Consider the following 25,822-nt stretch of genomic DNA (forward strand, 5'->3'; position numbering starts at 1 on the left):
GGGCGGCATTGCTCGAGCGCGCCGAGCCGGTGGACGACGACGACCTCGGTGCGCGCCGGGACGAACCCGACTGGGACGGCTGGGAGGAGGCCGCGGCACCCCGGCTGCTCCTGTCGCGCCTCGAGCAGGTCTGTCGCCTCACCCCGGCCGCCCATGCCGCGCCCCTGCTCTCGATCGTGGCCCACCTCGCCTGGTGGTGCGGTGACGGGGCACGTGCCGGTGTCGCCGTCGACCACGCGCTCGGGCTCGAGCCGGACCACTCCCTGAGCCGGGCCGTCCGCGACGCTCTCGACCACGGCGTCCGTCCCAGCAGGTGCGCCTGACCACGGGCCATGAGGCCTCGGCGCCGGTGGGTCGGAGTCCATGTCGTGGACCGGCCGATCTCGGCCCGGGGAGGCCTCGCGTATGGTTGGAGCAGGTCATGAGTACCAGCGACAAGCCCCGGCTCGCTGGTCGGCAACCCTCCTTCGCGGTGGGGTGCCCCGGGTGAAGACCTGGCCGCACCCGTCCCGGTGCGTGCAAGCGCGAGGACCGAGGAGTACCCCGATGACCGTCACCCACCGGAAGCAGAGCACGCGCCGGCCGCGGTTCGCGACCGCTGGCACCGGCCAGACAGGCGGCGCCGCAGCGACGCCGGACCATGCCGCGACGAGCCGTGTCGACGACCACACGACATGCGAGCCCCGTCGGCCCGACGGCGCCTGGCGCGACGGGGACCCCGTCGGTCGGCGGCAGTTCGCCGACATCGGCGAGGTCGAGCTCGAGCGCGGGGGCGTGCTGCCCGACGTCCGCATCGCCTACGAGACGTGGGGCCGGCTCAACGACGCGGGCGACAACGTCATCCTCGTCGAGCACGCCTTGACGGGCGACAGCCACGTCATCGGTGAGGCCGGCGACGGACACGCCTCGCCCGGGTGGTGGAACGCCCTCGTCGGTGCGGGTGGCCCGGTCGACCCCGAGCAGTGGTTCGTCATCGCGTCCAACGTCCTCGGGGGCTGTCAGGGAAGCACCGGCCCCGCGAGCAAGGCGCCCGACGGCCTGCCGTGGGGGAGCCGCTTTCCCTACGTCACCGTGCGCGACCAGGTCGCCGTCGAGCGCCGGCTCCTCGACGGGCTGGGCATCCGCCGCCTCGCCGCCGTCGTCGGGGGGTCGATGGGTGGGATGCGGGCGGTCGAGTGGGCGGTGACCTACCCCGACGACGTCGACCGCTGCATCGTGCTCGCCTCGACGGCGTACGCGACGGCTGACCAGATCGCCTGGTGCCAGCCGCAGCTGCTCGCGATCCGCAACGACCCCGACTTCGCCGGCGGGGACTACTACGACGGCCACGCGCGTCCCGACACGGGCCTCGGCCTGGCCCGCCGCATCGCGCACATCACCTACCGCACCGAGACCGAGCTGGGCGAGCGGTTCGGACGCCAGGCCCAGCTCGGCGAGGACCCACTGCGCGCGGGCGACCGCGGCCGCTTCGCCGTCGAGTCCTACCTCGACCATCACGCCGGCAAGCTGGCGCGTCGATTCGACGCGAACTCCTACGTCGTGCTGACCGAGGCGATGAACTCCCACGACGTCGGCCGCGACCGGGGTGGGCTCGAGGTCGCCCTCGAGCTCGTGCGCGCCGACTGCACGATCGTCTCGGTGGACACCGACCGTCTCTACCCACCCCGGCTGTCGGACGAGCTGCACGCCGCTCTGCCGGGTTCACGTCGCGCGCACATCACCTCCGAGTTCGGGCACGACGGCTTCCTCATCGAGGAGGACCAGGTGGGTCGCATCGTCCGGGACGCGCTCGAGCGTCGCCGCGGCTGAACCCGTCTGCGGCCCGGGCGGGTTCGCCGGTGTGTGCCGTCATCGCATGCCTTGGTCGTGCGCCCCGACGGTGACTCGGCGAGACTTCGCGCGGGACGCGCCGGACGCCTCGTTATCGGGTACGGTGCGAGCACTGGTTGTTTCCGTCCCAAGGAGGTCCGGGAAAGTGGCCATCGTCGTTGGTTATGTCGCCACCAAGGAAGGTCGCGCGGCGCTCAAGCGAGCCGCCGAGGAGTGCGTCCTGCGTGGCTCGAAGCTCGTCGTCATCAGCTCCCACCGGGGTGGCAAGGACTTCGACGCGAACGAGGCCAGCCAGTTCGAGAGCGAGCTCAGCCGCGTGCAGACGCTCCTCGAGGAGAAGGGGCTGGAGCACGAGGTGCGCCAGCTCGTCCGGGGCAACGACCCCGCCGAGGACCTCATCTCCGTCGCGGAGGAGGAGAAGGCCGACTTCATCGTCATCGGCCTGCGTCGTCGCAGCCCGGTCGGCAAGCTCATCCTGGGGTCCAACGCCCAGCGCATCCTGCTCGACGCGAGCTGTCCTGTGCTCGCGGTCAAGGGCGACTGACCGCCGTCGGCACGCTCCGGATGGGGTGCGGACCGTGACCTGCGCCTCGTCCGGCACGCGAGTTTGACGTGCGTTCGCTCGAAGGGCGTACGCCGTTTTATAATGTCCGAGTACCGGATCGCACGAGGCGCACCGAGAGATCGAAACAGGGATCGACTCCGACAGGCCAAGCTCTTCCGGCACCAACCCCCATTCTCGTTCGTTGTGATGATGCATGCCCGGATTCGGGTCGGTCATCTGACGAGACCTGTGACGAAAGGCGACTGCATCCGTGCCTAAGGCAACAACCGCTGGAGCTCCCAAGACCCTGCCGAAGGTGTTCCAGCACGAGGCGATCATGCAGCTCCTGGTCAAGGGCAGCACCAGCGGCACCATCACCGGAACGGAGATCGCGCGCGCCCAGGTCGATGCAGGACTCGACCTGAAGCAGATGAAGCCGGTCCTCACGACCCTCGAGGCCCACGACATCGAGATCGTCGTCGACGCGCCGCACTCCAGCACGACGAAGAAGACCCGTACAGGGACCAAGGGAGGCACTGTGGCCACCGCACGCAGCACCACGGCCGCGGCGACGAAGTCCGCGACGCGGACCACGACCGCGACGACGAAGACCGCCGCCAAGAAGACGACGGCCAAGGCAGCCCCGGCCCGAGCCGCCGCTGCCACCGATGACGAGCCCGCCACCGCCCCGAAGGCTGCTGCCGCGCGCACGGCCAAGAAGGCCGCGACCAACGCCGGTGTCGCCAAGGCCGCGGCCAAGCCCGTCGCCAAGAAGGCGGCCACCCGCAAGACGGCGGCCAAGAAGGCCGCGACGTCCGCCGACGGCACCGTCGCCGCCGATGGTGACGCCGACGACGCCGAGCCCGACGACGCCCCGGCCGCCGAGCTCGAGGAGGTCGTCGTCGAGGCCGTCGTCGAGGCCGTCGACGTGGACGACGACGCCGAGGACGGCGACGAGGCCACGCCGGCCGCCGCGGCCAAGCCCGAGGAGACCGAGGAGTCCGGCTTCGTCATCCGTGACGACGACGAGGACGACGCGCCCGCACAGCAGGTCGTCACCGCCGGCGCCACGGCCGACCCGGTCAAGGACTACCTCAAGCAGATCGGCAAGGTCGCCCTCCTCAACGCCGAGCAGGAGGTCGAGCTCGCCAAGCGCATCGAGGCCGGCCTGTTCGCCGAGGAGAAGCTCAACTCCGGCGACAAGATCGACATGAAGCTCAAGCGCGAGCTGTGGTGGATCGCCCAGGACGGCAAGAAGGCCAAGAACCACCTGCTCGAGGCCAACCTGCGACTCGTCGTCTCGCTCGCCAAGCGCTACACCGGTCGCGGCATGCTCTTCCTCGACCTCATCCAGGAGGGCAACCTCGGCCTCATCCGTGCGGTCGAGAAGTTCGACTACACCAAGGGCTACAAGTTCTCGACGTACGCGACGTGGTGGATCCGCCAGGCCATCACCCGCGCGATGGCCGACCAGGCGCGCACCATCCGCATCCCGGTCCACATGGTCGAGGTCATCAACAAGCTGGCCCGCGTGCAGCGCCAGATGCTCCAGGACCTGGGCCGCGAGCCCACCCCGGAGGAGCTCGCCAAGGAGCTCGACATGACCCCCGAGAAGGTCGTCGAGGTCCAGAAGTACGGCCGCGAGCCGATCTCCCTGCACACGCCGCTCGGTGAGGACGGTGACAGCGAGTTCGGCGACCTCATCGAGGACTCCGAGGCCGTCGTCCCGGCCGACGCCGTGAGCTTCACGCTCCTGCAGGAGCAGCTGCACTCGGTCCTCGACACGCTCTCGGAGCGCGAGGCGGGCGTCGTCTCGATGCGTTTCGGACTGACCGACGGCCAGCCGAAGACGCTCGACGAGATCGGCAAGGTCTACGGGGTGACGCGTGAGCGCATCCGCCAGATCGAGTCCAAGACGATGAGCAAGCTGCGTCACCCCAGCCGCAGCCAGGTGCTGCGCGACTACCTGGACTGACGGTTCGGCTCGCTCCACCGCGTGTGCGCAGGTCAGGTGCCCATTGGGCGCCTGACCTGCGGCATGTCCGGTAGCGGCCTCGACCCGTGCGGTGTCGGCCCGCAAGGACGGTGATGCCTCGCCATGTGGTCGAACAGGTGTTCGAGGATGCGCCACACTGGAGCCATGGCTGGCGGATCGGGACGGGGGCACGAGCACCCCATCCCGCCCACACCGCCCAGCCGCCGGCACTGCTGGGTCCGCGGCGGCCCCGACGCCCCCGGCCCACACCCGGGCATCGTGATCGAGTGGCAGCAGCGGGACGGGGTCTGGTTCGCTCTGGTCGCGTACCTCATCGAGACCGACCGCGTCCTGGTGCAGCAGTGGCTCTCGGCCGAGCTGCTCACGCGGATCGGGTGACGAGCGAAGGCCTCGAAGGACCACTGCGATTCAACGGCCAGCTCGGTCTTCATCGGTCATCCGAGCCGGGCGTTCGGGTCCTTCGCGGACGCGGCCATGTCCGTCCTCCGGCGCGCCTGCTAGCCGCCGACAACTCCGAGCACGCCGTCGAACCTCCCAAGGTAGGGCCACATGTAACGCGTACGGCCCGGCGGTTCTCTGGCGCGGGGCGGCTCGGGCGCGGTTTCATGGGGTGCGGGGTTCGACACAGCGACTGCGGAGGGCGACATGAGCACTGAAGGTCGATCATGAGCAAGCCGAACGTGGTGCCGGGGCGCCCCTCCCACGTCTCCGTCGACGCGGGCCGCCTCTGGACGGGTGGCCTCGCCACCGCGGTGGTGGCCGCCCTGACCTCCTGGGTTGGTGTCCTTCTTGCTCAGGGCGTGCTGGACGTCAGCCTGGCGAAGACGGCCGTCGTCCTGCACGTCAGCGACTCGCTCGGCCTCAACTACGCCGTGACCGCCTTCCTGGCCGCGGTCGCCGCGACAGGTGTCGCCCATCTCCTGTCGGTGACGACGCCCAGGCCTCGTTCCTTCTTCTCCTGGATCGTCGGGCTGACGACGGTGGCTGCCATGATTCTCCCGTTCACCCGTGACGGCTCGACTGCGAGCAGGGTCGCCGTCAGCATCATCAACCTCGTCGTCGGACTGTGCATCGGCTCGTTGCTCACGGCGGTGCTCTCGCGCACGGTCGTCGATGCGGAGCGTTCCTGGCAACGGCGCTGACGGCTCGGGAGGGCCCCACGACAGACCGTCGTGGGCTCCTTCGCGTATGCCGTGGGGGTGGAGTCCCGGGAGTGTGTGCCGTTCGCCGGGTCAGCGGCGCCGCGGGAGCAGGCGGTCGGGCAGCGACCGCCAGAACGAGACGGCGGCCCCGGGCCAGAAGAAGGACCGCGCCCGGGTCTGCCAGGCTCGGGTGTGCCCCACCTGGCGGCGGATCGAGCGGATGTCGTGGTGCAGCCGGAAGGCCTCCTGCGGCGTCGTGCGCTCCGGCCGGTCGTAGCGCGACTTCTCGAGCGTGGCCGTGACCCGCCGCATGGCGGTGGCGTTCTCCTCGTCCAGGTGCCCGGCGGAGACGTAGCGCTCCCGCAGCTGGCGCAGGGTCGCGCCCTCGGGCGCACTGAGCCCCAGGTCGCCGAAGTGCGAGGTGAGGTCGTCCCACTCGGCCTCGATGAGGTCCTGCTGGGTCACCGCGGCGCGCCGTCGACGCAGCCGGAGGAGCCAGGCCGTGATCGGCATGGCGAAGGCCGCGAGCAGACCGAGGACGAGCGCAGTCGCGAGGACGACGTTGCGCACGCTGAACACGTGCCCGAGGGAGTCGAGGAAGGACTCCTGGGGCCGCACGGGCGCGGCCGTGGCCGTCGTGCTCGTGCTGCTGGCCGAGGCCCCGCCGCTCGCGGTGTTGGTGTCGCTCACCTCGCGGCCACCACCCGTCGAGCCGGAGTCCGCACCGAGGACGGCATACGGCGGCGGCGTGCCCGAGCGGGCACCCGGGGTCGGCTCGAAGCGGAGCCAGCCGTAGCCCTGGAAGTAGAGCTCGGGCCAGGCGTGGGCGTCGCTCGCCCGGACGATGTAGCGCTCGCCCGAGAGCTGACCGGGCAGGAAGCCGATCGCCATGCGCGCCGGGATGCCTTGTGCGCGCGCCAGCATGATCATCGCCGTTGCAAACTGCACGCAGTAGCCGCGTCGGGCCTCGTAGAAGTTCTGGATCGGCTCGAGGAGGCGTCCCTGGCTGTCGCGAAGCGACTCGCCGAGGTCGAGCGAGTAGGTGTAGCGGCTCGGGTCGCGCAGGTGGTTCTGGATCGCGATCGCCTTGTCGAGCGGGTTGTCCTTGCCCTTGGTGACCTCGGCGGACCACTGCTCGATCAGGTCGCGCGAGCGGTCGGGGATGGTGAGGTCGTCGTCGGTGATGTCAGGGGAGTCCGGGGCGCCGGACTCGCGCAGCTCCGGCGGCGACGGTGCGATGTCGGCGTACGTCACCGTGTAGTTGCTCACCGCGCGGTCGACGCGGACGTCGCGCGTCACGGGGTCGACGCTCCACTGCGTGCCCGCCGCGTTCAGAGCGATGACGGGGTACGGAGCGGCGATGCGCGGTGCGGCGAGGGTGTTGTCCGTCACGGTGATGTCGTACTTGCGCATCTTGTTCGGCGGCGGGAGCGGCGCGGGGTTGTCGGGTCGCTCGCCGGTGGCCCCGGCGACGCTCCACTGCCCGCGCGAGTAGTACGACGTGGCGAGCACGCGCAGGGGAGCGCGGGTGAAGGCGGTGGTGGTGTAGGTCAGGACGGGAGACTGGTCCTGGTTGTTGAGGCTGCGCGAGAGGTCGAGCGTGTCGTTGAACCCGACGGAGCCCTCGCCGCCGCCACCGCCCGACCGGCCGAGCCCCTCGGTGAGGTAGCGCGGGGGGAAGTGTGGGATGACGGCCGGCACGAGGAGCGCGACGACGACGCCGACGGCGCCGAGCTTGAGCGCCCCCGCGGTGAACGAGCGCAGGGCCTCGCGGTCGTGCGCGGCCTCGTCGATCTGGCTCTGGTCCGCCGCGTTGGCGGTGCCCCAGCGGCCGAACTGGGCGCGAGCGGTCGTGTGCAGCATGACGAGCCACAGCACGACGGGCACGACGAAGTAGCGCAGCGCGAGCGCGGCGTCACCATTGGCCGCCGTGATGAGGTAGGCCGTCAGCAGGGGGAGCCCGGCGGCTGCCGGGCTGCGCCACGTCGCCGCCATGGCGTCGACCGCGATCGCGACGAGCGCGACGGCGACGACGAGGCAGAAGGTGATGCCGTCGTTGAGGGGAGCGGGCGCCGAGTAGCGGTTGATCGTCTCGAGGGCCTGCAGCCCGAGGGAGTTGGCGGCTTCGAGCGTGGCGGGTGTCGGCACCAGCAGGGTGAACGTCTCGCCGGTGTAGCGGGCGAGGATGACGTAGGTGGTGACGAGCACCTGGAGGAGCACGACGAGACCGCGGGAGCGGGTGAGCCCCCTCCCGACGAGTCCGAGACCCGCGACGAGGAAGACGATGAAGACCGCCTGCGGCAGCCAGGTCGTCTCGACGAAGAGGCTCGTGATCGGGTAGACCGCGGCCACGGTCGCGAGCGCGGCGAGGAGGGTGATCCTCCAGCGACGGCGGGTCATCGACTGCCTCCCACGGTGGCGGCCGTGAGCACGGCCCAGGCGTGCGCGACGTCCTCGTCGCGGTGGACGGAGACGGCTCGCCAGCCGGCGAGGCGCAGCGAGTCGACGTGTGGCCCGGCCTCGTCGGCGTCGGTCGTGCCGAAGCTGCGTGCGTCGAGGACGAGCGCCAGCCCGGTCGTGCCAGGCTGGCGCAGGCTCGCCACCCGGGACGTGACGTCACGTCCCGACGGACCGACGATGGCGACGAGGAAGCCACCGGCTGCGGCCAGCGCCTGGCCGGCGCGGAGGATCTCGTCCTCGCCCGTGTCGTCGCGAGGTCTCGCCACGGCGAGCACGTCGAGCATCTCCTCGGGTGTCATCGTCTCGGCCGCGCGTGACGTCTCGACCGTCTCGGCGCAGACGAGGTGCACGGCATACCCGGAGTCGCAGAGGTGCACGGCGACCGACGCGGCCGCGGTGATCGCCCACTCGAACGAGCTGCTCACGCCCGTTCCTCCGTGGGCGGAGGGCCGCGGGTCGATGAGGACGACGGCTCGCCGCTGCGCGGGGCGGTCCTCCTGGCGCACCATGAGGTCGCCGGTGCGCGCGGTCGCGGGCCAGTGGATGCGACGCAGGTCGTCGCCGTCGCGGTACTCGCGGATGGTGACGTCGTCCTCGCCGTGCAGCGCGATGAGGTGGGCCTGCTCACCCTCGGAGCCGACGCCCGCACTGGGCTGGCGGTTCGACGACAGCGGGTGCACGGCCGGCAGCACGACGAGGTCGGCGGTGCCCTCGAGCACGGCGTTGCGGTTGGCCAGGCCGAACGGGTCCTGGACCTGGACCCCGAGGGGGCCGAGGTGGTGGCGTCCGCGCAGGTGGGAGCGCACGGCGTAGTCGATCGCCCGCACCCGTCCCGGCGGGATGCGCCCGACGACGAAGCGCGGCCGGTCGCCCAGGACGTAGTCGAGGCGCTCCTCCGCGAGGAAGATCGGCGTCGTGTTGGTCGAGACGTTCTCGAAGGACAGCGTCACGTGGGCGTCCTGCCCGACGCTGATGCGTTCGGGGTGGGTGTGCCGCTCGATGCGCATGCGCGTCTTGCGGGTGCGCACGAGGACGGCGGAGATGAGGGGGAGCGCGACGAGGAGCACCCCGAAGCGGGTGAGGTCGCGGAAGCCGAAGATGACCCCGGCGAGCACGAGGACGGTGCCGGAGCCCATGAAGGCCCGGCCCCTCGTCGTCAGGACGCTGCGCAGCGAGCTCATGGGCGCGTGCCCCGACTCAGCGGGCTGAGGGCGGCACCGGCACCTGGCGCAGCAGGTCGGTGACCACCTCGGCGGTGGTGCGCCGGGCGAGCTGGGTCTCGCTCGACGGCATGAGCCGGTGCGCGAGGACCGGCCCGGCCAGCACCTGCACGTCGTCGGGGATCACGTGGTCGCGACCCTCGAGGGCGGCGTACGCACGGGACGCGCGCAGCAGGTGGAGTGCGGCACGCGGGGACGCGCCGAGCCGCAGCGCGGTCGTGGCCCGGGAGCGGGTCACGAGGTCGACGATGTACTGGCGGATGGCGGGGCTCGCGTGGACCTGGCTGACGGCATGCACGACGCGGTTGATGGTGTCGGCGTCGGTGACCGGTGTCAGGGCGTCGAGCGGCGAGCTCGACCCGTGGCTCTCGAGCAGGTCGAGCTCCGCACTCGGTGCGGGGTAGCCCATCGAGATGCGGGCCATGAAGCGGTCGCGCTGGGCCTCCGGGAGCGGGTAGGTGCCCTCCATCTCGATGGGGTTCTGGGTGGCCATGACGATGAACGGGGCCTGCAGGGTGTAGGTGGTCCCGTCGACGGTGACCTGGCGCTCCTCCATCGACTCGAGCAGGGCGGACTGGGTCTTGGGGGAGGCGCGGTTGATCTCGTCGCCGACGACGACGTTGGCGAAGATGGCGCCCGGCCGGAACTCGAAGCGGCGCGCGTCCTGGTTGAAGATGCTGACACCCGTGACGTCGCTGGGCAGCAGGTCCGGGGTGAACTGGATGCGGCGCACCGTCGCGTCGATCGACCGGGCCAAGGTCTTGGCGAGCATCGTCTTGCCGACACCGGGGACGTCCTCGATGAGCAGGTGGCCGCCCGCGAAGAGCACCGTGATGGTGGTGCGGACGACCTCGGGCTTGCCCTCGATGACACTGGTCATGGCGCCCATGAGCCGCTCGGCCACGTCGTGGATCAGGCCGAGGTCGGCCGCACCCGTGGTGGGGGTCGCACCCGAGCCTGCGCCCGGGCCCGGTGATGCCGTGGTCCCGAGCCCCGTGTCCGTCGTCGTCACGCTGTCCTCCGTCGTCGTCCCCATGTCGTGGCGCAGCCCTGCTCGTGGCGGACTGCGCAACCCGTCAGGTGATCTTCTCCCATGGACCCTCGACACCGGTAGGGCTGCCCCGGTCGTGACCGGATGGAGACCTGGACGAAGGCACGTGGGGGGAGGCCACCCGAGAGCGTCCCTGGCACACCTCCACTTTCCTCCACCTCCAACGTCCCGCGCGGGCGTTCGGTTCGGTTCGGTGCCCCTCGGGCCCTCTCCGAGCCCGCCGCCGAGCACGACTCGTGAGCAGCTCGCGTATGCCGTCCCGCCGGGGTCGGCCGCCGCGTCGGGGCGAGCGCAGGGCTGGGTGGCGCGCAGCGTCTGATCTGCTCCACTTCACTCCACCCCTTCTGACCTGCGAAAACACCGGACTCGCCGGGCCCATAAGGGGCAAGGTTCGTTGACGGTGGAGCAAAGTGGAGTATCGTGGCGCTCCAAGGTAGGGAATGGGGACGCCTTCGGGTCGACAAAGGGGAGGTGGCGGACCATGTTTCTCGGGACGCACACGCCCCGGCTCGACGAGAAGGGTCGGCTCTTCCTGCCCGCGAAGTACCGCGAGCGGATGGCCGGCGGGCTCGTGGTGACGCGCGGCCAGGAACGCAGCCTGTTCATCTACCCGATGGACGAGTTCGTCAAGGTCGCCGACCAGATGCGCCAGGCCCCGACGACGAGCAAGGTCGCCCGCGACTACATGCGCGTCTTCCTCTCCGGCGCGTCCGACGAGATCCCCGACAAGCAGGGCCGGTTCACCATCCCGGCCAACCTGCGCCAGTACGCCGGCCTCGACCGCGAGGTCACGGTCATCGGCGCCGGCGCCCGCCTCGAGGTCTGGGACAGCACGGTCTGGAGCACCTACCTCGAGCAGACCGAGCAGAGCTTCGCCGACACGGCGGAGGAGGTGATCCCCGGGCTCTTCTGAGCTCCGGACGACCACCGCCGCCAACGCCCACCCGCCGACCGACCGACACCGCCGACCGACATCCCCGACCGATCAGCACCTGAGTGCCGGCCTCCAGCCGCTCCACTCCCGGGACGACTTCCCCCGTCCCGGGCGAGGCAGCGGATGGGGACCAGCCCCCAGGTCGACCGCACCGCAGACCAGCACACCGACCGGCAGCCGATCAGCTCCCTCCACCTGATCGCCGCCACCCGGCCGACCGGCCACCACCACCACCACAGCAGCAGACGAGGCGGACCTCTATCCACCGCCAGGTCACATGAGTCACACCAGCCCCGTGCACCACAGGCGCACCAGAACGGGCCCGCAGCACGAGCGTGAGAGGGACGCACCATGAGCGATCGAGGACAGGCGCAGGAGCGCCACGTCCCCGTCATGCGCGACCGGATCCTCGACCTGCTCGCGCCCGCCCTCGAGCGGCCCGGCGCGGTGCACGTCGACGGCACGCTCGGCATGGGCGGCCACGCCGAGGGCGTGCTCGAGCGCTTCCCGGAGTGCGTCGTCGTCGGGATCGACCGCGACCGGGAGGCCCTCGCGCTCGCCGGTGAGCGGCTCGCCCGCTTCGGTGACCGCTTCCGCCCGGTGCACGCCGTCTACGACGACATCAAGGACGTCGTGGCCGACCTCGACGTGTCGGCCGTCGACGGCATCCTCTTCGACCTGGGGGTCAGCTCGCTCCAGCTCGACGAGACGGACCGTGGGTTCGCCTACCGTGTCGACGCTCCCCTCGACATGCGGATGGACCAGTCCACGGGCCAGACCGCCGCCGACGTGCTCAACACCTACTCGGTCGAGGACCTCACCCGCATCCTGCGCGACTACGGCGAGGAGCGCTTCGCCCGGAAGATCGCCAAGGCCGTCGTGCAGGACCGCGCCATCGAGCCGTACACGTCGTCCGGTCGGCTCGTCGACATGCTGCGGCGCGTCATCCCGGCGGCCTCGCAGCGTCAGAGCGGTCACCCGGCCAAGCGCACCTTCCAGGCCCTGCGCATCGAGGTCAACGACGAGCTCGAGGTCTGGCGTCGAGCCATCGACGAGGCGATCGACGTCCTCGCAGTCGGTGGCCGGATCGCCGTCCTGTCCTACCACTCGCTGGAGGACCGGGCGACGAAGCGCGCGTTCGCCGCCGGCGCCACCTCCAGCACCCCCGCAGGTCTGCCGGTCGAGCTCCCCGAGCACGCGGCATACCTCTCCCTCGTCACGCGCGGCGCCGAGGTGCCGAGCGACGACGAGGTCACCACCAACCCACGGGCCGCCTCGGCCCGACTTCGCGTCGCGGAGCGCGTGCGCGACACCTCCACGCACACCTCAGCCAGCAGGACCAGGAAGGGACCCACCCGATGAGCCAGATGACCGCCACGGCCCGGCCGCTCCGCGCCCCGCGGCGCGGCCCCGCCCCCACGCCACTCCGGGTCATCCCGAGCAGCATCACGCGCACCGGAAACGGCACCTTCGCCACGATCTGCATCGCGCTGCTCACCGCCGGGCTCATCGCCCTGCTCCTGCTCAACACCGCGCTCGCCCAGGGCTCGCTCGCGCTCGGCGACCTCCAGCGGGAGTCGGCGCGACTCAGCGACACCGCCGGCAACCTCCAGGAGGACATCGACCGTGCCTCGGCGACCGGCGCCCTCGCCCGTAGCGCCGCCGAGCTCGGCATGGTGCGGATGAACACCCGCGGCTTCATCGACCTCTCCAAGGGCACGGTCACCGGGGAGCCCGAGCCGGCGACGAAGAACAACGCCTTCCCGATCGTCACGAGCCCGACGCCTCCCGCCGTGACGGCCAAGGTCAAGAAGGTGCTCTCGTCCGCGACGAAGGCCAGCAAGGCGGCCTCGGCCAAGCCGGCCCAGGCCGCCACGCCGACGACGCCCGGTGCCAAGCCCGAGACCCCCGGAGCACCCACACTGGGCACGACGCCCGGAGCGTCGACGGGCCGGGCCACGGGCGCGCCCGCGGCGAGCCAGGCGGGGCAGGCGGGGCAGGCCCAGCAGACGACGGTGAGGTGAACCCGTGACGCAGAACCGGTCGACCGATCCACGACGGACCGGCCGCGGCGCTGCGCCCGCAGGGGACCACCGCCGTACGTCGTCCGCCGCGGGCGCGACGCGCACGAGTCAAGGACGCACGAGCCAAGGACGCACGAGCCAAGGACGCACGAGCCAGGGACGCGCGGGCGCAGCTCGAGCGAGCCAGGGCGGCGCCACCCGACAGGGCACCCAGGCGCGCTCACCCGGCCCGAAGGCGGGCTCGAACGCCGGCGCGCGCGCGAGCACGTCGGCACGCGCCACCCCGGCAGGGCGGGCCCCCGCCCCCGCCCGGGCCCGCGGCGGCGCGCCGGCCGGCACCGCACGTGCGGGCGCGCGTACGGGCGCTCCGCGGTCCCAGGCGTCGCCGAGCCGCGGCCGCGGCCCGGCATCCCAGCGCGCGGCCGCAGCACGAGGGCCGCGAGGCCCCCGTGGTCCGCGCGGGCCCCGTCGCCCCCTCAAGATCTCGCGAGCCAACCCGCGCCGTCGCGCGCGCGTCATGTTCGTGGCCATCCTCTTCGTCTTCACGATCTTCGCGGGGCAGCTGCTCCGCATCCAGGCCTTCGACGCGTCGGCGACGCAGGAGGCCGCGCTGTTCAAGCGTTCGGTCAAGACGACGACCCCGGCCATGCGCGGCCAGATCCTCGACACCAACGGCCAGGTGCTCGCCGACTCGGTCGAGCGCTTCACCATCGCGGCCGACCCGAAGATCATCCCGGGCTACACCGTGGCGATCCACGGCGTGCGCCAGGAGGTCGGGGTCACGCGGGCCGCGGCCGACCTCGCACCGCTCCTCGACATGACACCGACCCAGCTGACGAAGCTGTTCACGCGCTCGAACACCCGGTACGTCGTGGTCAAGAAGGAGGTCAACCCGGCGATCTACCGCGAGATCCGGTCGCTCGGCATCCCCGGCATCACCGGTGAGCGCACGGCGCAGCGGATCTACCCGACGTCGATGGCCCTCGGCCAGCTCGTCGGCTTCGTGCGGCCCTCCGACCAGAGCGGCGCGGGCGGCATCGAGCAGATGCTCGACAAGACCCTCAAGGGCACCCCCGGCGTCAGCGTCGCCGAGCGGGCCCGCGACGGCTACATCATCCCCGGCTCCCAGCGCGTCGACACCCCGGTCGTCAACGGGCGCGACGTCAAGCTGACCATCGACGCCGACCTCCAGTGGTACGCCCAGAACGCCCTCGCCAAGCAGGTCACCGCCGTCGGCGCCCAGTCCGGCACCGCGGTGGTCATGGAGGTGGCCACCGGCAAGGTTCGGGCCGCCGCGAGCTACCCGACGTTCGACCCCAACGACCTCGGCGACGCGACCAAGTCCTCGCTCGGCAACTACGCCTTCAACGACGCCTTCGAGCCGGGCTCGACCGGCAAGCTGATGACGATGGCGGCAGCGCTCGAGCAGGGCGTCATCACCCCGGACACCGGCGTCATCGTCCCCCCGCGCCTGCCCCGAGCCGGCACGTCCTTCAAGGACAACGAGCCGCACGGCGTCGAGAACATGACGGCCACCGGCGTGCTAGCGAAGTCGTCCAACATGGGCACCATGCTCATCGGCGAGCGCGTGGCGCCGGCGATCATGGAGGCGTACTACCGCAAGTTCGGCGTCGGCTCCAAGACCCCCGTGGGCTTCCCGGGGGAGTCGGCAGGACTGCTCGCCGGCGCCAAGGACTGGGTCTCGACCCGCCGCTACACGGTCCTCTTCGGCCAGGGCTACGCCGTCACGGCGATCCAGCAGGCCGGCGTCTTCCAGACCATCGCCAACAAGGGCATCCGCGTGCCGCCGTCGCTCGTCGAGGGCACGGTCAACGACAGCGGGACCCTGATCCCGTCGCCGCCGACCACGCCGACCCGGGTCGTGACCGAGGACACCGCGGTCAAGCTGTCGCGGATGATGGAGGAGGTCACGGGCGAGAACGGCACCGCGAGCGCGGCCCGCATCAAGGGCTACCGCGTCGCCGGCAAGACGGGCACGGCCGACCGCTACGACGAGAAGCTGGGGCGCTACAACGGCTTCACGGCCTCGTTCATCGGGTTCGCCCCCGCCGAGGCGCCGAAGTACGTCGTCGCCGTCTTCATCCAGAAGCCGAGCGCCGGCATGTTCGGTGGCGCCCTCGCCGGGCCCGTCTTCAACCAGGTCATGTCCTACCTGCTCGAGCGCACCGGCGCACCGCCCAGCCCGAAGTCGACCCTCGACTACCACGTGTGGGCCGACCAGCCCCTGTCGTCCGACGACCCGGAGGTCATCAGCAATGCGCGGGCGAAGCGGGATGGCCTGTAAGTTGGGATGACGTGTCACCTTCCCCCCTTCGACCCGCTACGTCGGGTGTGCACCTCCGCGACCTGACGACCCGGATCCGGGCCGACGTGGGCTCCGCGGACGCCTCCGACCTCGTCGTGACCGGGGTCACCCTCGACAGCCGCGCCGTGCTCCCCGGGGACCTGTATGCGGCCCTCCCGGGGTTCAACGTGCACGGCGCGCGCTTCGTCGCCGACGCCGTGGCCGCCGGAGCCGTCGCCGTCCTGACCGACGCGGCCGGCCTCGCTGAGGTCGGAGCGCAGCCTGAGGTCACCGTGCCCGTCGTCGTCGCACAGGACCCTCGCGGCGTCCTCGGCGACGTCGCGGCGCAGGTCTACGGACACCCCTCCGACTCCCTGACGATGCTCGGCGTCACCGGGACCAACGGCAAGACGACCACGGCGTACCTCGTCGAGTCGGCGCTGCGGGCGCACGGGCAGCGCACCGGACTCATCGGCACGGTCGAGACGCGCATCGGGGACGAGCGCATCGAGTCGGTGCGCACGACGCCCGAGGCGACCGACCTGCACGCGCTGCTCGGGCTCATGCGCGACCGGGGCATCGACGCCTGCATCATGGAGGTGTCGAGCCACGCCCTCGAGCTGCACCGCGTCGACGGGGTCGTCTACGACGTGGCACTCTTCACGAACCTCTCGCAGGACCACCTCGACTTCCACGCCTCGATGGACGACTACTTCGGCGCCAAGGCCTCCCTGTTCACCCCGCAGCGCTCCCGCTCGGCGGTCGTCTGCGTCGACGACGCGTGGGGCCGGCGCCTCGCGGCCGAGGCGACCGTCCCGACGACGACCCTCGCCACCACGGCCGAGGGCAGCCCGGACGTCGACTGGGGTGTCGAGGAGGGTGACGGGGGCGCGTTCACCCTGCGGGAGCGGACGACGGACCGTGCCCTGGGACTCGTCTCGCACCTGCCCGGCCACTTCAACGTCGCCAACACCGCACTGGCCGCGCTCGCGCTGCTGCGCATCGGCCTCGCGCCGGCCGAGGTCGAGGCAGCCATGTCGGTGGCTCCCGACGTGCCGGGACGCATGGAGGTCGTCGCGCCCGGGGGCGCCGAGGGCCCGCGGTGCGTCGTCGACTTCGCGCACACACCCGACGCCGTCGACGCGGCCCTCGCCGCGCTGCGTGCCTCGACGCCGGGGCGGCTCATCGCCGTCCTCGGTGCCGGGGGCGACCGCGACCGCGGCAAGCGGCCGGCCATGGGTGCCGCCGCCGCCCGTCAGGCCGACGTCGTCGTCGTCACCGACGACAACCCGCGTTCCGAGGACCCGGCCGAGATCCGCTCGGCCGTCGTCGCCGGAGCCCGCGCGGAGGTCCGTGCCGGCTCGGCGCAGGCCACGGAGATCATCGACGGTGGCACGCGTTCGAGCGCCATCGCCGAGGCCATCGCCCTCGCGGTGGTCGGTACGGGGGAGGACCGCCCTGTCGACACCGTCGTGGTGCTCGGCAAGGGACACGAGAAGGGTCAGGAGATCCACGGAGTGAAGCATCCGTTCGACGACCGCGACGCCGTGCGCGCCGCCCTCGCAGCCGTCACCTCGTCGGGGGTGACATCGTGATCGCCTTGTCCCTCAGTGAGATTCGTGACCTCACGGGCGGCGCCGTCCACGGCACCGACTCCCCGGAGGCCGTCGTCGTCGACGGCCCGGTGACCACCGACTCCCGTGACTGCCTCCCGGGCAGCCTCTATGTCGCGCGCATCGGCGAGACCGCCGACGGGCACGACTACGTCGAGGCGGCCGCCGCGGCCGGGGCCGTCGCGGCCCTCACCTCGCGCCCGGTCGCAGGCGTGCCGTGCGTCGTCGTCGAGGACGTCCAGACCGCCTTCGGCCTCGTCGCCCGCGGCGTCGTCGACCGCGCCCCCGAGCTGCGGGTCGTGGGCATCACCGGCTCGTCGGGCAAGACCAGCGTCAAGGACCTGCTCGCGTCCGTGCTGTCGTCCGTCGCCGAGACCGTTGCCCCCGTCAACTCCCTCAACGGCGAGATCGGCGTGCCGCTGACGGTGTGCCGCGTCACCCCGACGACGCGATTCCTCGTGGCCGAGATGGGCGCCCGGGGGATCGGCCACATCGACTACCTCACGCGCATCGCGCCGCCGCAGGTCGCCATCGTGCTCAATGTCGGCACCGCCCACATCGGCGAGTTCGGCTCGCGCGAGAACATCGCCCGCGCCAAGGCCGAGCTGCCGCTGGCCGTCCCCGCCGAGGGTCTGTCGATCCTCAACGCCGACGACCCCGTCGTCGCCGCCATGGCGTCCGGTCTGGCGTCGCGCGTCCAGCTCGTCGGGCTCTCGCCCGAGGCCGACGTACGCGCCGAGGACGTCACCCTCGACGAGCGCGGCAGGGCGGCATACACCCTCGTGTGTCCGCAGGGCACGGCCCGGGTCTCGTTGCAGCAGAGCGGCGCCCACCACGTCGGCAACTCGCTCGCCGTCGCCGCCGCGGCCCTGGAGCTCGGGCTTTCGCTCGACCAGGTCGTCGCCGGGCTCGGCGCCGCGGAGGCGGTGAGCCGCTGGCGGATGGAGATCACCGACCGGGCCGACGGCGTGGTCGTCGTCAACGACGCCTACAACGCCAACCCCGACTCGATGCGTGCCGCACTCGACGCCGTCGCGGCCATGCACGTGGCGGGGGAGCGCTGGGCGGTCCTCGGCGGCATGCTCGAGCTGGGGCCCGACAGCGACGCCGAGCACGCGGCCGTCGGGTCGTATGCCGCGTCGCTCGCCTTCGACCACGTCGTGGCCGTCGGCGAGGGCGCCCGTCCGCTCGCCGAGGCCTTCGCGGGCTCCGAGTGGGTGCCCGACACCGCCGCCGCGCACGACCTGCTCGCCCCGCGGCTGCGCGCCGGCGACGTCGTCCTGCTCAAGTCGAGCCGGGACAGCGGTCTGCGCTGGCTCGGCGACCGCCTGGCGGCCGAAGGTGGCCCGGTCACCGCCACACCCGTCTCCACCACGTCCGGAGAGGCGGTCACGCGGTGAAGGGCGTCCTGCTCGCAGCATCGATCTCGCTGCTCATCTCGTTGTTCGGCACGCCGCTGTTCATCAAGTTCCTCGTCAAGCGCGGCTACGGCCAGTTCATCCGCGACGACGGGCCCACCTCGCACCACACGAAGCGCGGCACGCCCACCATGGGTGGCGCCGTCATCCTCGCGGCCATGCTCGGCGCCTACTTCCTGGCCCACCTGCTGACGCTCAACCCGCCGACGGCCAGTGGGCTGCTCGTGCTCTTCCTGGCCGCAGGGCTCGGCTTCGTCGGCTTCCTCGACGACTTCATCAAGATCAGCAAGCAGCGCAGCCTCGGCCTCCGCTCGAAGGAGAAGCTCCTGGGGCAGGCCCTCGTCGGCATCACCTTCGCCGGGCTCGCGCTGCAGTTCCCCAACGAGCAGTACCGCACGCCGGCGTCGCTGCTCGTGTCGTTCGTCCGTGACACCAACATCAGCCTCGCGCTGGGTGGCAGCACCGTCGTCGGGGTGATCCTCTTCGTCGTCTTCGCGAACGTCATGATCGCGGGGGCGTCCAACGGCGTGAACCTCACCGACGGCCTCGACGGCCTCGCGACCGGCGTCTCGACGATGGTCTTCGGCGCCTACGTCCTCATCAGCATCTGGACCTTCAACCAGAACTGCCAGACCAACCCGGGCATCAAGTGCTACGAGGTGCGCGACTCCCACGACCTCGCGCTCGTCGCCGCCGCAGGCATGGGCGCCTGCTTCGGGTTCCTCTGGTGGAACGCGACGCCCGCGAAGATCTTCATGGGCGACACCGGCTCGCTCGCCCTGGGCGGCGCGCTCGCCGGCCTCGCCATCACGACCCACACCGAGCTGCTCCTCATCATCCTCGGCGGCATGTTCGTCCTCGAGACGCTGTCGGTGGTCGCCCAGGTCGCCTCGTTCAAGACCACCGGTAAACGGGTGCTGAGGATGGCGCCGCTGCACCACCACTTCGAGATGGTCGGCTGGAACGAGGTGACGGTCGTGGTCCGCTTCTGGATCATCGCCGGACTCTTCGTCGCCTTCGGCCTCGGCGTCTTCTACGCAGAGTGGGTGGTGGGGTCCCAGTGAGCTTCGACCCGCTCTACGAGCCCCGCGAGGGACTGACCCACAGCGATGCCGACTGGTCGGGGATCAACGTCCTCGTCGTCGGGCTCGGCGTGTCCGGCTTCGCCGCCGCCGACGCGCTCGCCGACCGCGGCGCCCGCGTCACGGCCGTCTCCCGCGACGTGACCGAGGCGATCCGCGAGCGCGCGACGATCCTCGAGATCCTCGACGTCGACGTCCGCCTCGGCCCCGAGCACGTCGTCGAGCCGCCGCCCGGCACCGAGCTCGTCGTCACGTCGCCCGGGGTCCCCCCGCACGACCCGCTGATGCTCGCCGCGGCCACGGCCGGCATACCCGTGTGGGGAGAGGTCGAGCTCGCCTGGCGCATGCGCGCCCGGGAGGGCGCCGCACCGTGGCTCACCGTCACGGGCACCAACGGCAAGACGACGACCGTCAACATGCTCGCCTCGATCCTGCGCCACGCCGGCCTGCGCGCCACGTCGGCCGGCAACGTCGGCACGCCCCTGCTCGAGGCCGTGCTCCACCCGGAGCCGTACGACGTGCTGGCCGTCGAGCTGTCGAGCTTCCAGCTGCACTGGCAGCGGTCGGTGTCGGCCGTCGCGTCCGCCGTGCTCAACGTCGCGCCCGACCACATCGACTGGCACGGCAGCTACGCCGAGTACCTCCGCGCCAAGGGCAAGATCTACGAGAACACCCACCTCGCCTGCATCTACAACGTCGCCGACATCCAGACCGAGCAGCTCGTGATGGAGGCCAACGTCGTCGAGGGGTGCCGCGCCATCGGCTTCACGACGGGCATCCCGGCCCCCTCGATGGTCGGGGTCGTCGAGGACGTCCTCGCCGACCGCGCCTTCGTCGAGCAGCGCCAGCGCTCGGCCGCCGAGCTCTGCACGATCGCAGACCTGCAGGGCGACGCCCCCTCCATCGCACCGCACTACGTCGCCAACGCCCTCGCGGCCGCGGCGCTGGCTCGCGCGTACGGCGTCGGACCCATCGCGGTCCGCGACGGCCTGCGGGCCTTCCGCCCCGACCGGCACCGCATCGCCGAGCTGGCGACCGTCAAGGGCGTGCGCTTCGTCAACGACTCCAAGGCCACCAACCCCCACGCGGCGGCGGCGGCGATCCGGTCGTTCGACTCCGTCGTGTGGGTCGCGGGCGGCCTGCTCAAGGGCGCCGACGTCGACAGCCTCGTCGAGGAGATGGCCTCGCGGCTGCGCGGCGTCGTCCTCATCGGTGCCGACCGCGACCAGATCGCGCAGGCCCTTTCCCGACACGCGCAGGATGTCCCGGTCGTCGACGTGTCCGACACCGACACTGGGGTCATGGACCGTGTCGTCAGGGAGGCCGCGCGCCTCGCCCAGCCGGGCGACGTCGTGCTGCTCGCGCCTGCCGCCGCGTCGATGGACATGTTCACCAACTACGGAGCCCGCGGCGACGCCTTCGAGGAGGCGGTCCGGCGGCACCTCGAGGCACACGGGGGGCTGGAGTGAGCGCGACGACCGCCGACGAGAAGACGTCGGGCAAGGCCGCCGACCCGTCCTCGACGTCCCGTTCGCTGCCCGTCATCGGCAAGCTCGAGTCACCGCTGACGACCTACTACCTCATCCTCGGTGCGACCTCGACGCTCGTCGTCTTCGGCCTGATCATGGTCTTCTCGGCGTCCAGCGTCGAGGCGCTCCTCGCCGACGAGGCGTCCTACACCGTCTTCCTGCGTCAGCTGCTGTTCGCCGTGCTGGGCGCGGTCGCTGCCGGAGCCGCCAGCCGGCTCGACGTCCGGTGGTGGAAGCGGCTCGCCTTCCCGACGATCATCGTCTCGGTGCTGCTGCTCGCCGCCGTCATCCCGTTCGGCAAGAGCGTCAACGGCAACCGCAACTGGCTCGCGCTCGGCCCGGTCCAGTTCCAGCCGGCCGAGTTCGCCAAGGTCGGGCTCGTGCTCGTCGGAGCCGTGATCTTCGCCAACAAGTCCTCGCGGATGGCCAGCATGCTCCACGTCGTGCTGCCCTATCTCGTCCCGATCGCCACGGTCGTCATCGGCCTCATCCTCGCCGGCCACGACCTCGGCACGGCGATGGTCGTGCTCGTCATCGTCGCATCGGTGCTGCTCGTGGCCGGGGCCCCCAAGCGCGTCTTCGCCCTCGGCGGCGGCCTGGCCCTCGTCGGTGTCGCCCTGATGGTGACCGGCAGCAACAACCGCACGAGCCGCATCTCCAACTGGCTCGACCCGACGTGCCAGGCCGACCCCGACGGCTGGTGCGGCCAGTCGGTGCACGGCCTCTACGCCCTGGCCGACGGCGGCTGGTGGGGTGTCGGGCTCGGGGCCTCGAAGGAGAAGTGGGAGTGGCTCTCGGAGGCGCACAACGACTTCATCTTCGCGATCATCGGCGAGGAGCTCGGCCTGCCGGGCACGCTGATGATCCTGCTGCTCTTCGGCATCCTCGCCTGGGCCTGCTTCCGGCTCGTGAGCCGCACCCAGGACCGGTTCGTCCGCATCGCGGGCTTCGGCATCATGGCGTGGCTGCTCGGTCAGGCCATCATCAACATCGGCGCGGTCATCGGGCTCTTTCCCGTCATCGGTGTCCCGCTCCCGCTCGTGTCCGCCGGCGGGTCGTCGCTCGTGACGACCCTGCTCGCCCTCGGCATCCTGTTGTCCTTCGCGCGCAACGAGCCGGGCTGCAAGGCCCTGCTCGACGCCCGCCCGAGTCTCGTCCGTCGGTCGCTCGCGGTGCTCCCGTCCCGCGTCCGCTCCGTCCCGCAACGTCGCAGAAGCCGGTGATCCCACTGTCCTCGCCCACCTCCGTCCTGCTCGCCGGGGGAGGCAGCGCCGGCCACGTGTCGCCGCTGCTGGCCCTCGCGGACGCCCTGCGTCGCCGCCACCCGGAGATGCGGGTCACGGCGCTCGGCACCGAGGAGGGCCTCGAGGCGCGCCTCGTCCCGGCTCGCGGCTACGACCTGCGCTTCGTGCCCAAGGTGCCGCTGCCGCGTCGCCCGAGCGCCGACCTGCTCCGGCTCCCGGGCCGCCTCAAGGCGGCCGTCGACGCCGCGGGCGCAGCCATCGACGAGACCGGAGCCGAGGTCGTCGTCGGCTTCGGGGGCTACGTCAGCACCCCGGCCTACCTCGCCGCGCGGCGCCGCCACGTGCCGATCGTCGTCCACGAGCAGAACGCGCGGGCCGGTCTGGCCAACCGCCTCGGGGCCCGCTGGGCCAGCGCCGTGGCGACGACGTTCTCGGTCACGTCGCTGCCCCACGCGCAGCGCATCGGCATGCCGCTGCGCCGCGAGGTCGCGACCCTCGACCGTGCGGGCCTGCGCACGCAGGCCCTCGAGCACTTCGGCCTGCAGCCCCAGTGGCCCACCGTCCTCGTCACGGGGGGCTCGCTCGGCGCCCAGCGCCTCAACGACGCCTTCCGTGCGAGGGTCACAGAGCTGAGCCAGGGGGGCGTGCAGGTGCTGCACGTGACCGGACTGGGCAAGGAGTTCGTCCCCGAGCCCCCCGCCGAGGGGGCCCCGTACGTCGTCGTGCCGTACGCCGACCGCATGGAGCTGGCGTATGCCGCCGCCGACCTCGTGGTCGCGCGCTCCGGCGCCAACACGGTGTGCGAGCTGACGGCTGTCGGCCTGCCGGCCGTCTACGTCCCGCTGCCCGTCGGCAACGGTGAGCAGCGCGTCAACGCGGCCGACGTCGTGGCAGCCGGAGGCGGCCTGCTCGTCGACGACGCCGACCTCACCCCCGACTGGATCGACGCCGTGCTGCTCGGTCTCGCCACCGACGGCGACCGGGTGTCACGGATGGCTGCGGCGGCCCTGACGCTCGGCGAGCCCGCCGCCGACGAGAAGCTCGCAGACCTGGTCGACCGGGCCGCAGAAGGCAGGAACCGCACGTGACCCAGACCCCGCGCACCCCCTCCGTCGACGACCCGTTCGCCGCGGCGCGCTTCGACTTCCGGGCCCCCGTGCCCGACGCCGCAGACCTCGGTCGCGTGCACTTCCTCGCGATCGGCGGAGCCGGCATGTCGGGTGTCGCGCGCATCATGCTGGCGCGCGGCATCCGGGTCACCGGCAGCGACGCCAAGGACGTGCCCGTCCTCAAGGCCCTCGAGAGCGAGGGGGCCGGCGTGTGGGTCGGCTTCCACGCGGGGCACCAGGAGCGCGCCGACGCGATCGTCATGAGCTCCTCGATCCGCGACGACAACATCGAGCTCGTCGCCGCCCGTGAGCGGGGGGTGCCGGTGCTGCACCGCGCCCAGGGACTCGCGGCACTCATGCAGGGTCGCCGCCCGGTCGCCGTGGCCGGCGCGAACGGCAAGACGACGACGACCTCCATGCTCACGGTCGCGCTGCAGGGCTGCGGTCTCGACCCGTCGTTCGCGGTCGGTGGCGAGCTGGCCAAGCACGGCACCAACGCCCACGACGGGTCCGACGACGTCTTCGTCGTCGAGGCGGACGAGAGCGACGGCTCGTTCGTCGTCTACCGTCCCGAGGTCGCGATCGTCACCAACGTGCAGCCGGACCACCTCGACTTCTACTCGAACTTCACGGTTGTCCAGGCCGCCTACGACGCCTTCGTGGACACGATCCGGCCCGGTGGACTGCTCGTGACGTGCGCCGACGACGCCGGAGCCGTCGCGCTGGCCGAGCGGGCCAGGGCCACGGGCACGCGCGTCGTCACCTATGGCTTCGACCCCTCCTCCGACGTCGTCCTGGGCGACCACCAGCAGGACGGCGTCACCGCGTCGGTCACGCTGCTCGACGAGGGCACCGAGCGGCGCATGACCCTCGGCGTGCCCGGGCGCCACAACGCGCTCAACGCCGCGGCCGCGTACGCCGCCGCCGTCCACGGGCTCGGCCAGAACCCCGACCGCGTCCTCTCCGGGCTGGCGTCCTTCACGGGGACGCGCCGCCGCTTCGAGCCGAAGGGCGAGGCCCGGGGAGTGGTCGTCGTCGACGACTACGCCCACAACGCGGGCAAGGTCGCAGCCGTCGTCGAGACGGCCAAGTCCCTCGTCGGCGACACCGGCCGGCTCCTCGTCGTCTTCCAGCCCCACCTGTACAGCCGTACGCGTGACTTCGCGGCGGAGCTCGGGGCCGGGCTGTCGCCGGCCGACGTCGTGGTGCTCATGGACGTCTACGCCGCCCGCGAGGACCCCGTGCCCGGTGTGTCCGGGCGTCTCGTCGCCGATGCGGTCACGGCGGCCCGGCCCGAGGTCGAGGTCCACTACGTGCCCTCGTGGTCCGAGGTCGCCGGACGCGTCGCGAGGCTGGCCCGTCCCGGAGACCTCGTGCTCACCGTGGGAGCCGGCGACGTCACGATGATCGGCCCGGAGGTGCTGCGGATCCTCGAAGAAGGGGCGCCATGATGCTCGAGCACAGCACGGCCCGTCGCCGCGTCGCGGGCACGGGGCTCGCGTCGTCACGCACGCGCTTCGAGCGACGCGCCGCGGCTGCTCGCCGCCGCCCCCGCCTCGTCGCGGGCGTCCTCGTCGCCCTCCTGGTGCTGGCGGGGCTCGTCGCCTGGCTGGGGTGGTTCAGCAGCGTCCTCACGGCGTCGCGGGTCGAGGTCCGAGGGGTGAGCGCGTCCGTGTCCGCCCAGGTGCGCAGGTCCGCGGAGGTGCCGCTCGGTGGGCCCCTGATGCGCGTCGACACCGATGCGGTGGCCCAGCGCCTGCTCGCCGACAAGGCCTGGAGCGCCGTCTCGGTCGGCCGCAGCCTGCCGGACACCGTCGTCATCACGTTGACCCCCCGGATCGCCGTGCTCGCGGTCCGTAACCCTCGAGGTGAGGTCGACGTCGTGGATCGGGACGGTGTCACCTTCCGCACCGTCGGCACGGCCCCCGAGGGCGTGCCGCTCGTCAGCTCCGGGGCCGCGCAGGTGACGAAGGAGGGGGTCGACGCAGCGCTGGCGGCCCTCGGGTCGCTCGACCCCTCGTTGCGCGCCGACGTCTCCGGGGTGTCGGTGTCGACGGCCGACCAGGTCTCCTTCACCGTCAAGGCCAAGGGCGAGAAGCGCAAGACGGTCGTCTGGGGTGGCGCGGCCGACGGCGCGCGCAAGGCAGAGCTGGTGAAGATCCTTCTGCCGGAACCGGGTTCGACGATCGACGTCAGCGTCCCGTCGTCGCCCGTAACCCGCTGACGCCCACCGGTCCGAGCCGCCGTCCGGGTCGGGGACCCGGCCGCGTGGCCGCGCGGCGTCCGTGGGAGGGTGAGGCCCGGCGGTCGGGACCCCAGTG

Annotated in this window: 21 protein-coding genes and 1 riboswitch; of the genes, 18 read left to right on the forward strand and 3 right to left on the reverse strand. The window is 71.9% G+C overall.

Features of this window, described 5'->3' with window-relative positions:
• From ASG96_RS16480 to ASG96_RS16500, 6 genes are all read left to right on the forward strand, one after another.
• Positions 1-323: DUF4192 family protein (locus ASG96_RS16480; protein WP_162262047.1), on the forward strand; the 323-nt coding region annotated here is incomplete at its 5' end.
• A gap of 94 nt (positions 324-417) precedes the next feature.
• A riboswitch (SAM riboswitch) is annotated at positions 418-531 on the forward strand.
• A gap of 15 nt (positions 532-546) precedes the next feature.
• Positions 547-1,809, forward strand: coding sequence for a homoserine O-acetyltransferase (locus ASG96_RS16485; RefSeq protein WP_057588628.1), 1,263 nt, complete (start codon positions 547-549; stop codon positions 1,807-1,809).
• A 166-nt stretch (positions 1,810-1,975) separates the two neighbouring features.
• On the forward strand, positions 1,976-2,374 hold the full coding sequence (locus tag ASG96_RS16490; RefSeq protein WP_056759133.1) for a universal stress protein: 399 nt from the start codon (positions 1,976-1,978) through the stop codon (positions 2,372-2,374).
• 337 nt (positions 2,375-2,711) lie between these two features.
• On the forward strand, positions 2,712-4,349 hold the full coding sequence (locus tag ASG96_RS16495; protein WP_200958654.1) for an RNA polymerase sigma factor: 1,638 nt from the start codon (positions 2,712-2,714) through the stop codon (positions 4,347-4,349).
• A gap of 165 nt (positions 4,350-4,514) precedes the next feature.
• Positions 4,515-4,748: a hypothetical protein gene (locus ASG96_RS23345; protein WP_157610941.1), complete on the forward strand. Its 234-nt coding sequence runs from the start codon at positions 4,515-4,517 to the stop codon at positions 4,746-4,748.
• A 287-nt stretch (positions 4,749-5,035) separates the two neighbouring features.
• On the forward strand, positions 5,036-5,512 hold the full coding sequence (locus ASG96_RS16500) for a DUF6069 family protein (RefSeq protein WP_057588629.1): 477 nt from the start codon (positions 5,036-5,038) through the stop codon (positions 5,510-5,512).
• A gap of 90 nt (positions 5,513-5,602) precedes the next feature.
• On the opposite strand, the gene ASG96_RS16505 is transcribed toward ASG96_RS16500, so the two are convergent.
• The 3 genes from ASG96_RS16505 to ASG96_RS16515 are packed head-to-tail and all read right to left on the reverse strand — an operon-like array spanning position 5,603 to position 10,228.
• On the reverse strand, positions 5,603-7,912 hold the full coding sequence (locus ASG96_RS16505) for a transglutaminase domain-containing protein (RefSeq protein ID WP_057588630.1): 2,310 nt from the start codon (positions 7,910-7,912) through the stop codon (positions 5,603-5,605).
• Positions 7,909-9,153 carry a DUF58 domain-containing protein gene (locus tag ASG96_RS16510; protein ID WP_056759126.1) on the reverse strand — a complete coding sequence of 415 codons (1,245 nt, stop codon included), beginning with the start codon at positions 9,151-9,153 and terminating at the stop codon, positions 7,909-7,911. The genes ASG96_RS16505 and ASG96_RS16510 overlap by 4 nt, the downstream gene beginning before the upstream one ends.
• 16 nt (positions 9,154-9,169) lie before the next feature.
• Positions 9,170-10,228 (reverse strand): MoxR family ATPase, encoded by a 1,059-nt coding sequence (locus ASG96_RS16515; protein ID WP_056759125.1) that lies wholly within the window; start codon positions 10,226-10,228, stop codon positions 9,170-9,172.
• A gap of 496 nt (positions 10,229-10,724) precedes the next feature.
• Here ASG96_RS16515 and mraZ point away from each other — a divergent pair, with 496 nt between their 5' ends.
• From mraZ to ASG96_RS16575, 12 genes are all read left to right on the forward strand, one after another.
• Entirely contained in the window at positions 10,725-11,156 is a 432-nt protein-coding gene (gene mraZ, locus ASG96_RS16520) for a division/cell wall cluster transcriptional repressor MraZ (protein ID WP_056759123.1), read from the forward strand.
• A 372-nt stretch (positions 11,157-11,528) separates the two neighbouring features.
• A complete protein-coding gene (gene rsmH / locus ASG96_RS16525; protein ID WP_057588631.1) occupies positions 11,529-12,539 on the forward strand; it encodes a 16S rRNA (cytosine(1402)-N(4))-methyltransferase RsmH in 1,011 nt (336 codons plus the stop codon).
• Positions 12,536-13,201 (forward strand): hypothetical protein, encoded by a 666-nt coding sequence (locus ASG96_RS16530; RefSeq protein ID WP_057588632.1) that lies wholly within the window; start codon positions 12,536-12,538, stop codon positions 13,199-13,201. The genes rsmH and ASG96_RS16530 overlap by 4 nt, the downstream gene beginning before the upstream one ends.
• Positions 13,202-13,718: 517 nt before the next feature.
• Positions 13,719-15,506, forward strand: coding sequence for a penicillin-binding protein 2 (locus ASG96_RS16535; protein ID WP_057588633.1), 1,788 nt, complete (start codon positions 13,719-13,721; stop codon positions 15,504-15,506).
• An 11-nt stretch (positions 15,507-15,517) separates the two neighbouring features.
• Entirely contained in the window at positions 15,518-17,101 is a 1,584-nt protein-coding gene (locus ASG96_RS16540) for a UDP-N-acetylmuramoyl-L-alanyl-D-glutamate--2,6-diaminopimelate ligase (protein WP_057588634.1), read from the forward strand.
• Positions 17,098-18,519: a UDP-N-acetylmuramoyl-tripeptide--D-alanyl-D-alanine ligase gene (gene murF / locus ASG96_RS16545; protein WP_057588635.1), complete on the forward strand. Its 1,422-nt coding sequence runs from the start codon at positions 17,098-17,100 to the stop codon at positions 18,517-18,519. The genes ASG96_RS16540 and murF overlap by 4 nt, the downstream gene beginning before the upstream one ends.
• The gene (mraY, locus tag ASG96_RS16550) at positions 18,516-19,601 is read left to right on the forward strand and encodes a phospho-N-acetylmuramoyl-pentapeptide-transferase (protein WP_057588636.1); all 1,086 of its coding nucleotides are present in this window, start codon (positions 18,516-18,518) and stop codon (positions 19,599-19,601) included. Before murF ends, mraY begins: the two co-directional genes overlap by 4 nt.
• Positions 19,598-21,088 (forward strand): UDP-N-acetylmuramoyl-L-alanine--D-glutamate ligase, encoded by a 1,491-nt coding sequence (murD, locus tag ASG96_RS16555; RefSeq protein WP_056759108.1) that lies wholly within the window; start codon positions 19,598-19,600, stop codon positions 21,086-21,088. Before mraY ends, murD begins: the two co-directional genes overlap by 4 nt.
• Positions 21,085-22,371 carry a putative lipid II flippase FtsW gene (ftsW, locus tag ASG96_RS16560; RefSeq protein ID WP_056759106.1) on the forward strand — a complete coding sequence of 429 codons (1,287 nt, stop codon included), beginning with the start codon at positions 21,085-21,087 and terminating at the stop codon, positions 22,369-22,371. The genes murD and ftsW overlap by 4 nt, the downstream gene beginning before the upstream one ends.
• Positions 22,368-23,480 (forward strand): undecaprenyldiphospho-muramoylpentapeptide beta-N-acetylglucosaminyltransferase, encoded by a 1,113-nt coding sequence (gene murG, locus ASG96_RS16565; RefSeq protein WP_057588637.1) that lies wholly within the window; start codon positions 22,368-22,370, stop codon positions 23,478-23,480. The genes ftsW and murG overlap by 4 nt, the downstream gene beginning before the upstream one ends.
• Positions 23,477-24,952, forward strand: coding sequence for a UDP-N-acetylmuramate--L-alanine ligase (murC, locus tag ASG96_RS16570; RefSeq protein WP_056759102.1), 1,476 nt, complete (start codon positions 23,477-23,479; stop codon positions 24,950-24,952). Before murG ends, murC begins: the two co-directional genes overlap by 4 nt.
• Entirely contained in the window at positions 24,949-25,725 is a 777-nt protein-coding gene (locus ASG96_RS16575; RefSeq protein WP_056759099.1) for a cell division protein FtsQ/DivIB, read from the forward strand. Before murC ends, ASG96_RS16575 begins: the two co-directional genes overlap by 4 nt.
• Positions 25,726-25,822: the final 97 nt, after the last annotated feature.

Origin of the sequence: Terrabacter sp. Soil810 (genome assembly GCF_001429645.1) — a bacterium.
Classification (GTDB): Bacteria; Actinomycetota; Actinomycetes; order Actinomycetales; family Dermatophilaceae; genus Terrabacter.

Bases quoted from the DNA above. Each gene is read 5' to 3' on its own strand.
- ASG96_RS16495 (WP_200958654.1), top strand. From the start codon at position 2,712: ATGCAGCTCCTGGTCAAGGGCAGCACCAGCGGCACCATCACCGGAACG.
- ASG96_RS16575 (WP_056759099.1), top strand. From the start codon at position 24,949: ATGATGCTCGAGCACAGCACGGCCCGTCGCCGCGTCGCGGGCACGGGG.
- ASG96_RS16485 (WP_057588628.1), top strand. From the start codon at position 547: ATGACCGTCACCCACCGGAAGCAGAGCACGCGCCGGCCGCGGTTCGCG.
- ASG96_RS16515 (WP_056759125.1), bottom strand. From the start codon at position 10,228: ATGGGGACGACGACGGAGGACAGCGTGACGACGACGGACACGGGGCTC.
- ASG96_RS16535 (WP_057588633.1), top strand. From the start codon at position 13,719: ATGTTCGTGGCCATCCTCTTCGTCTTCACGATCTTCGCGGGGCAGCTG.
- ASG96_RS23345 (WP_157610941.1), top strand. From the start codon at position 4,515: ATGGCTGGCGGATCGGGACGGGGGCACGAGCACCCCATCCCGCCCACA.
- ASG96_RS16530 (WP_057588632.1), top strand. From the start codon at position 12,536: ATGAGCCAGATGACCGCCACGGCCCGGCCGCTCCGCGCCCCGCGGCGC.
- ASG96_RS16505 (WP_057588630.1), bottom strand. From the start codon at position 7,912: ATGACCCGCCGTCGCTGGAGGATCACCCTCCTCGCCGCGCTCGCGACC.
- mraZ (WP_056759123.1), top strand. From the start codon at position 10,725: ATGTTTCTCGGGACGCACACGCCCCGGCTCGACGAGAAGGGTCGGCTC.
- rsmH (WP_057588631.1), top strand. From the start codon at position 11,529: ATGAGCGATCGAGGACAGGCGCAGGAGCGCCACGTCCCCGTCATGCGC.
- ASG96_RS16500 (WP_057588629.1), top strand. From the start codon at position 5,036: ATGAGCAAGCCGAACGTGGTGCCGGGGCGCCCCTCCCACGTCTCCGTC.
- ASG96_RS16510 (WP_056759126.1), bottom strand. From the start codon at position 9,153: ATGAGCTCGCTGCGCAGCGTCCTGACGACGAGGGGCCGGGCCTTCATG.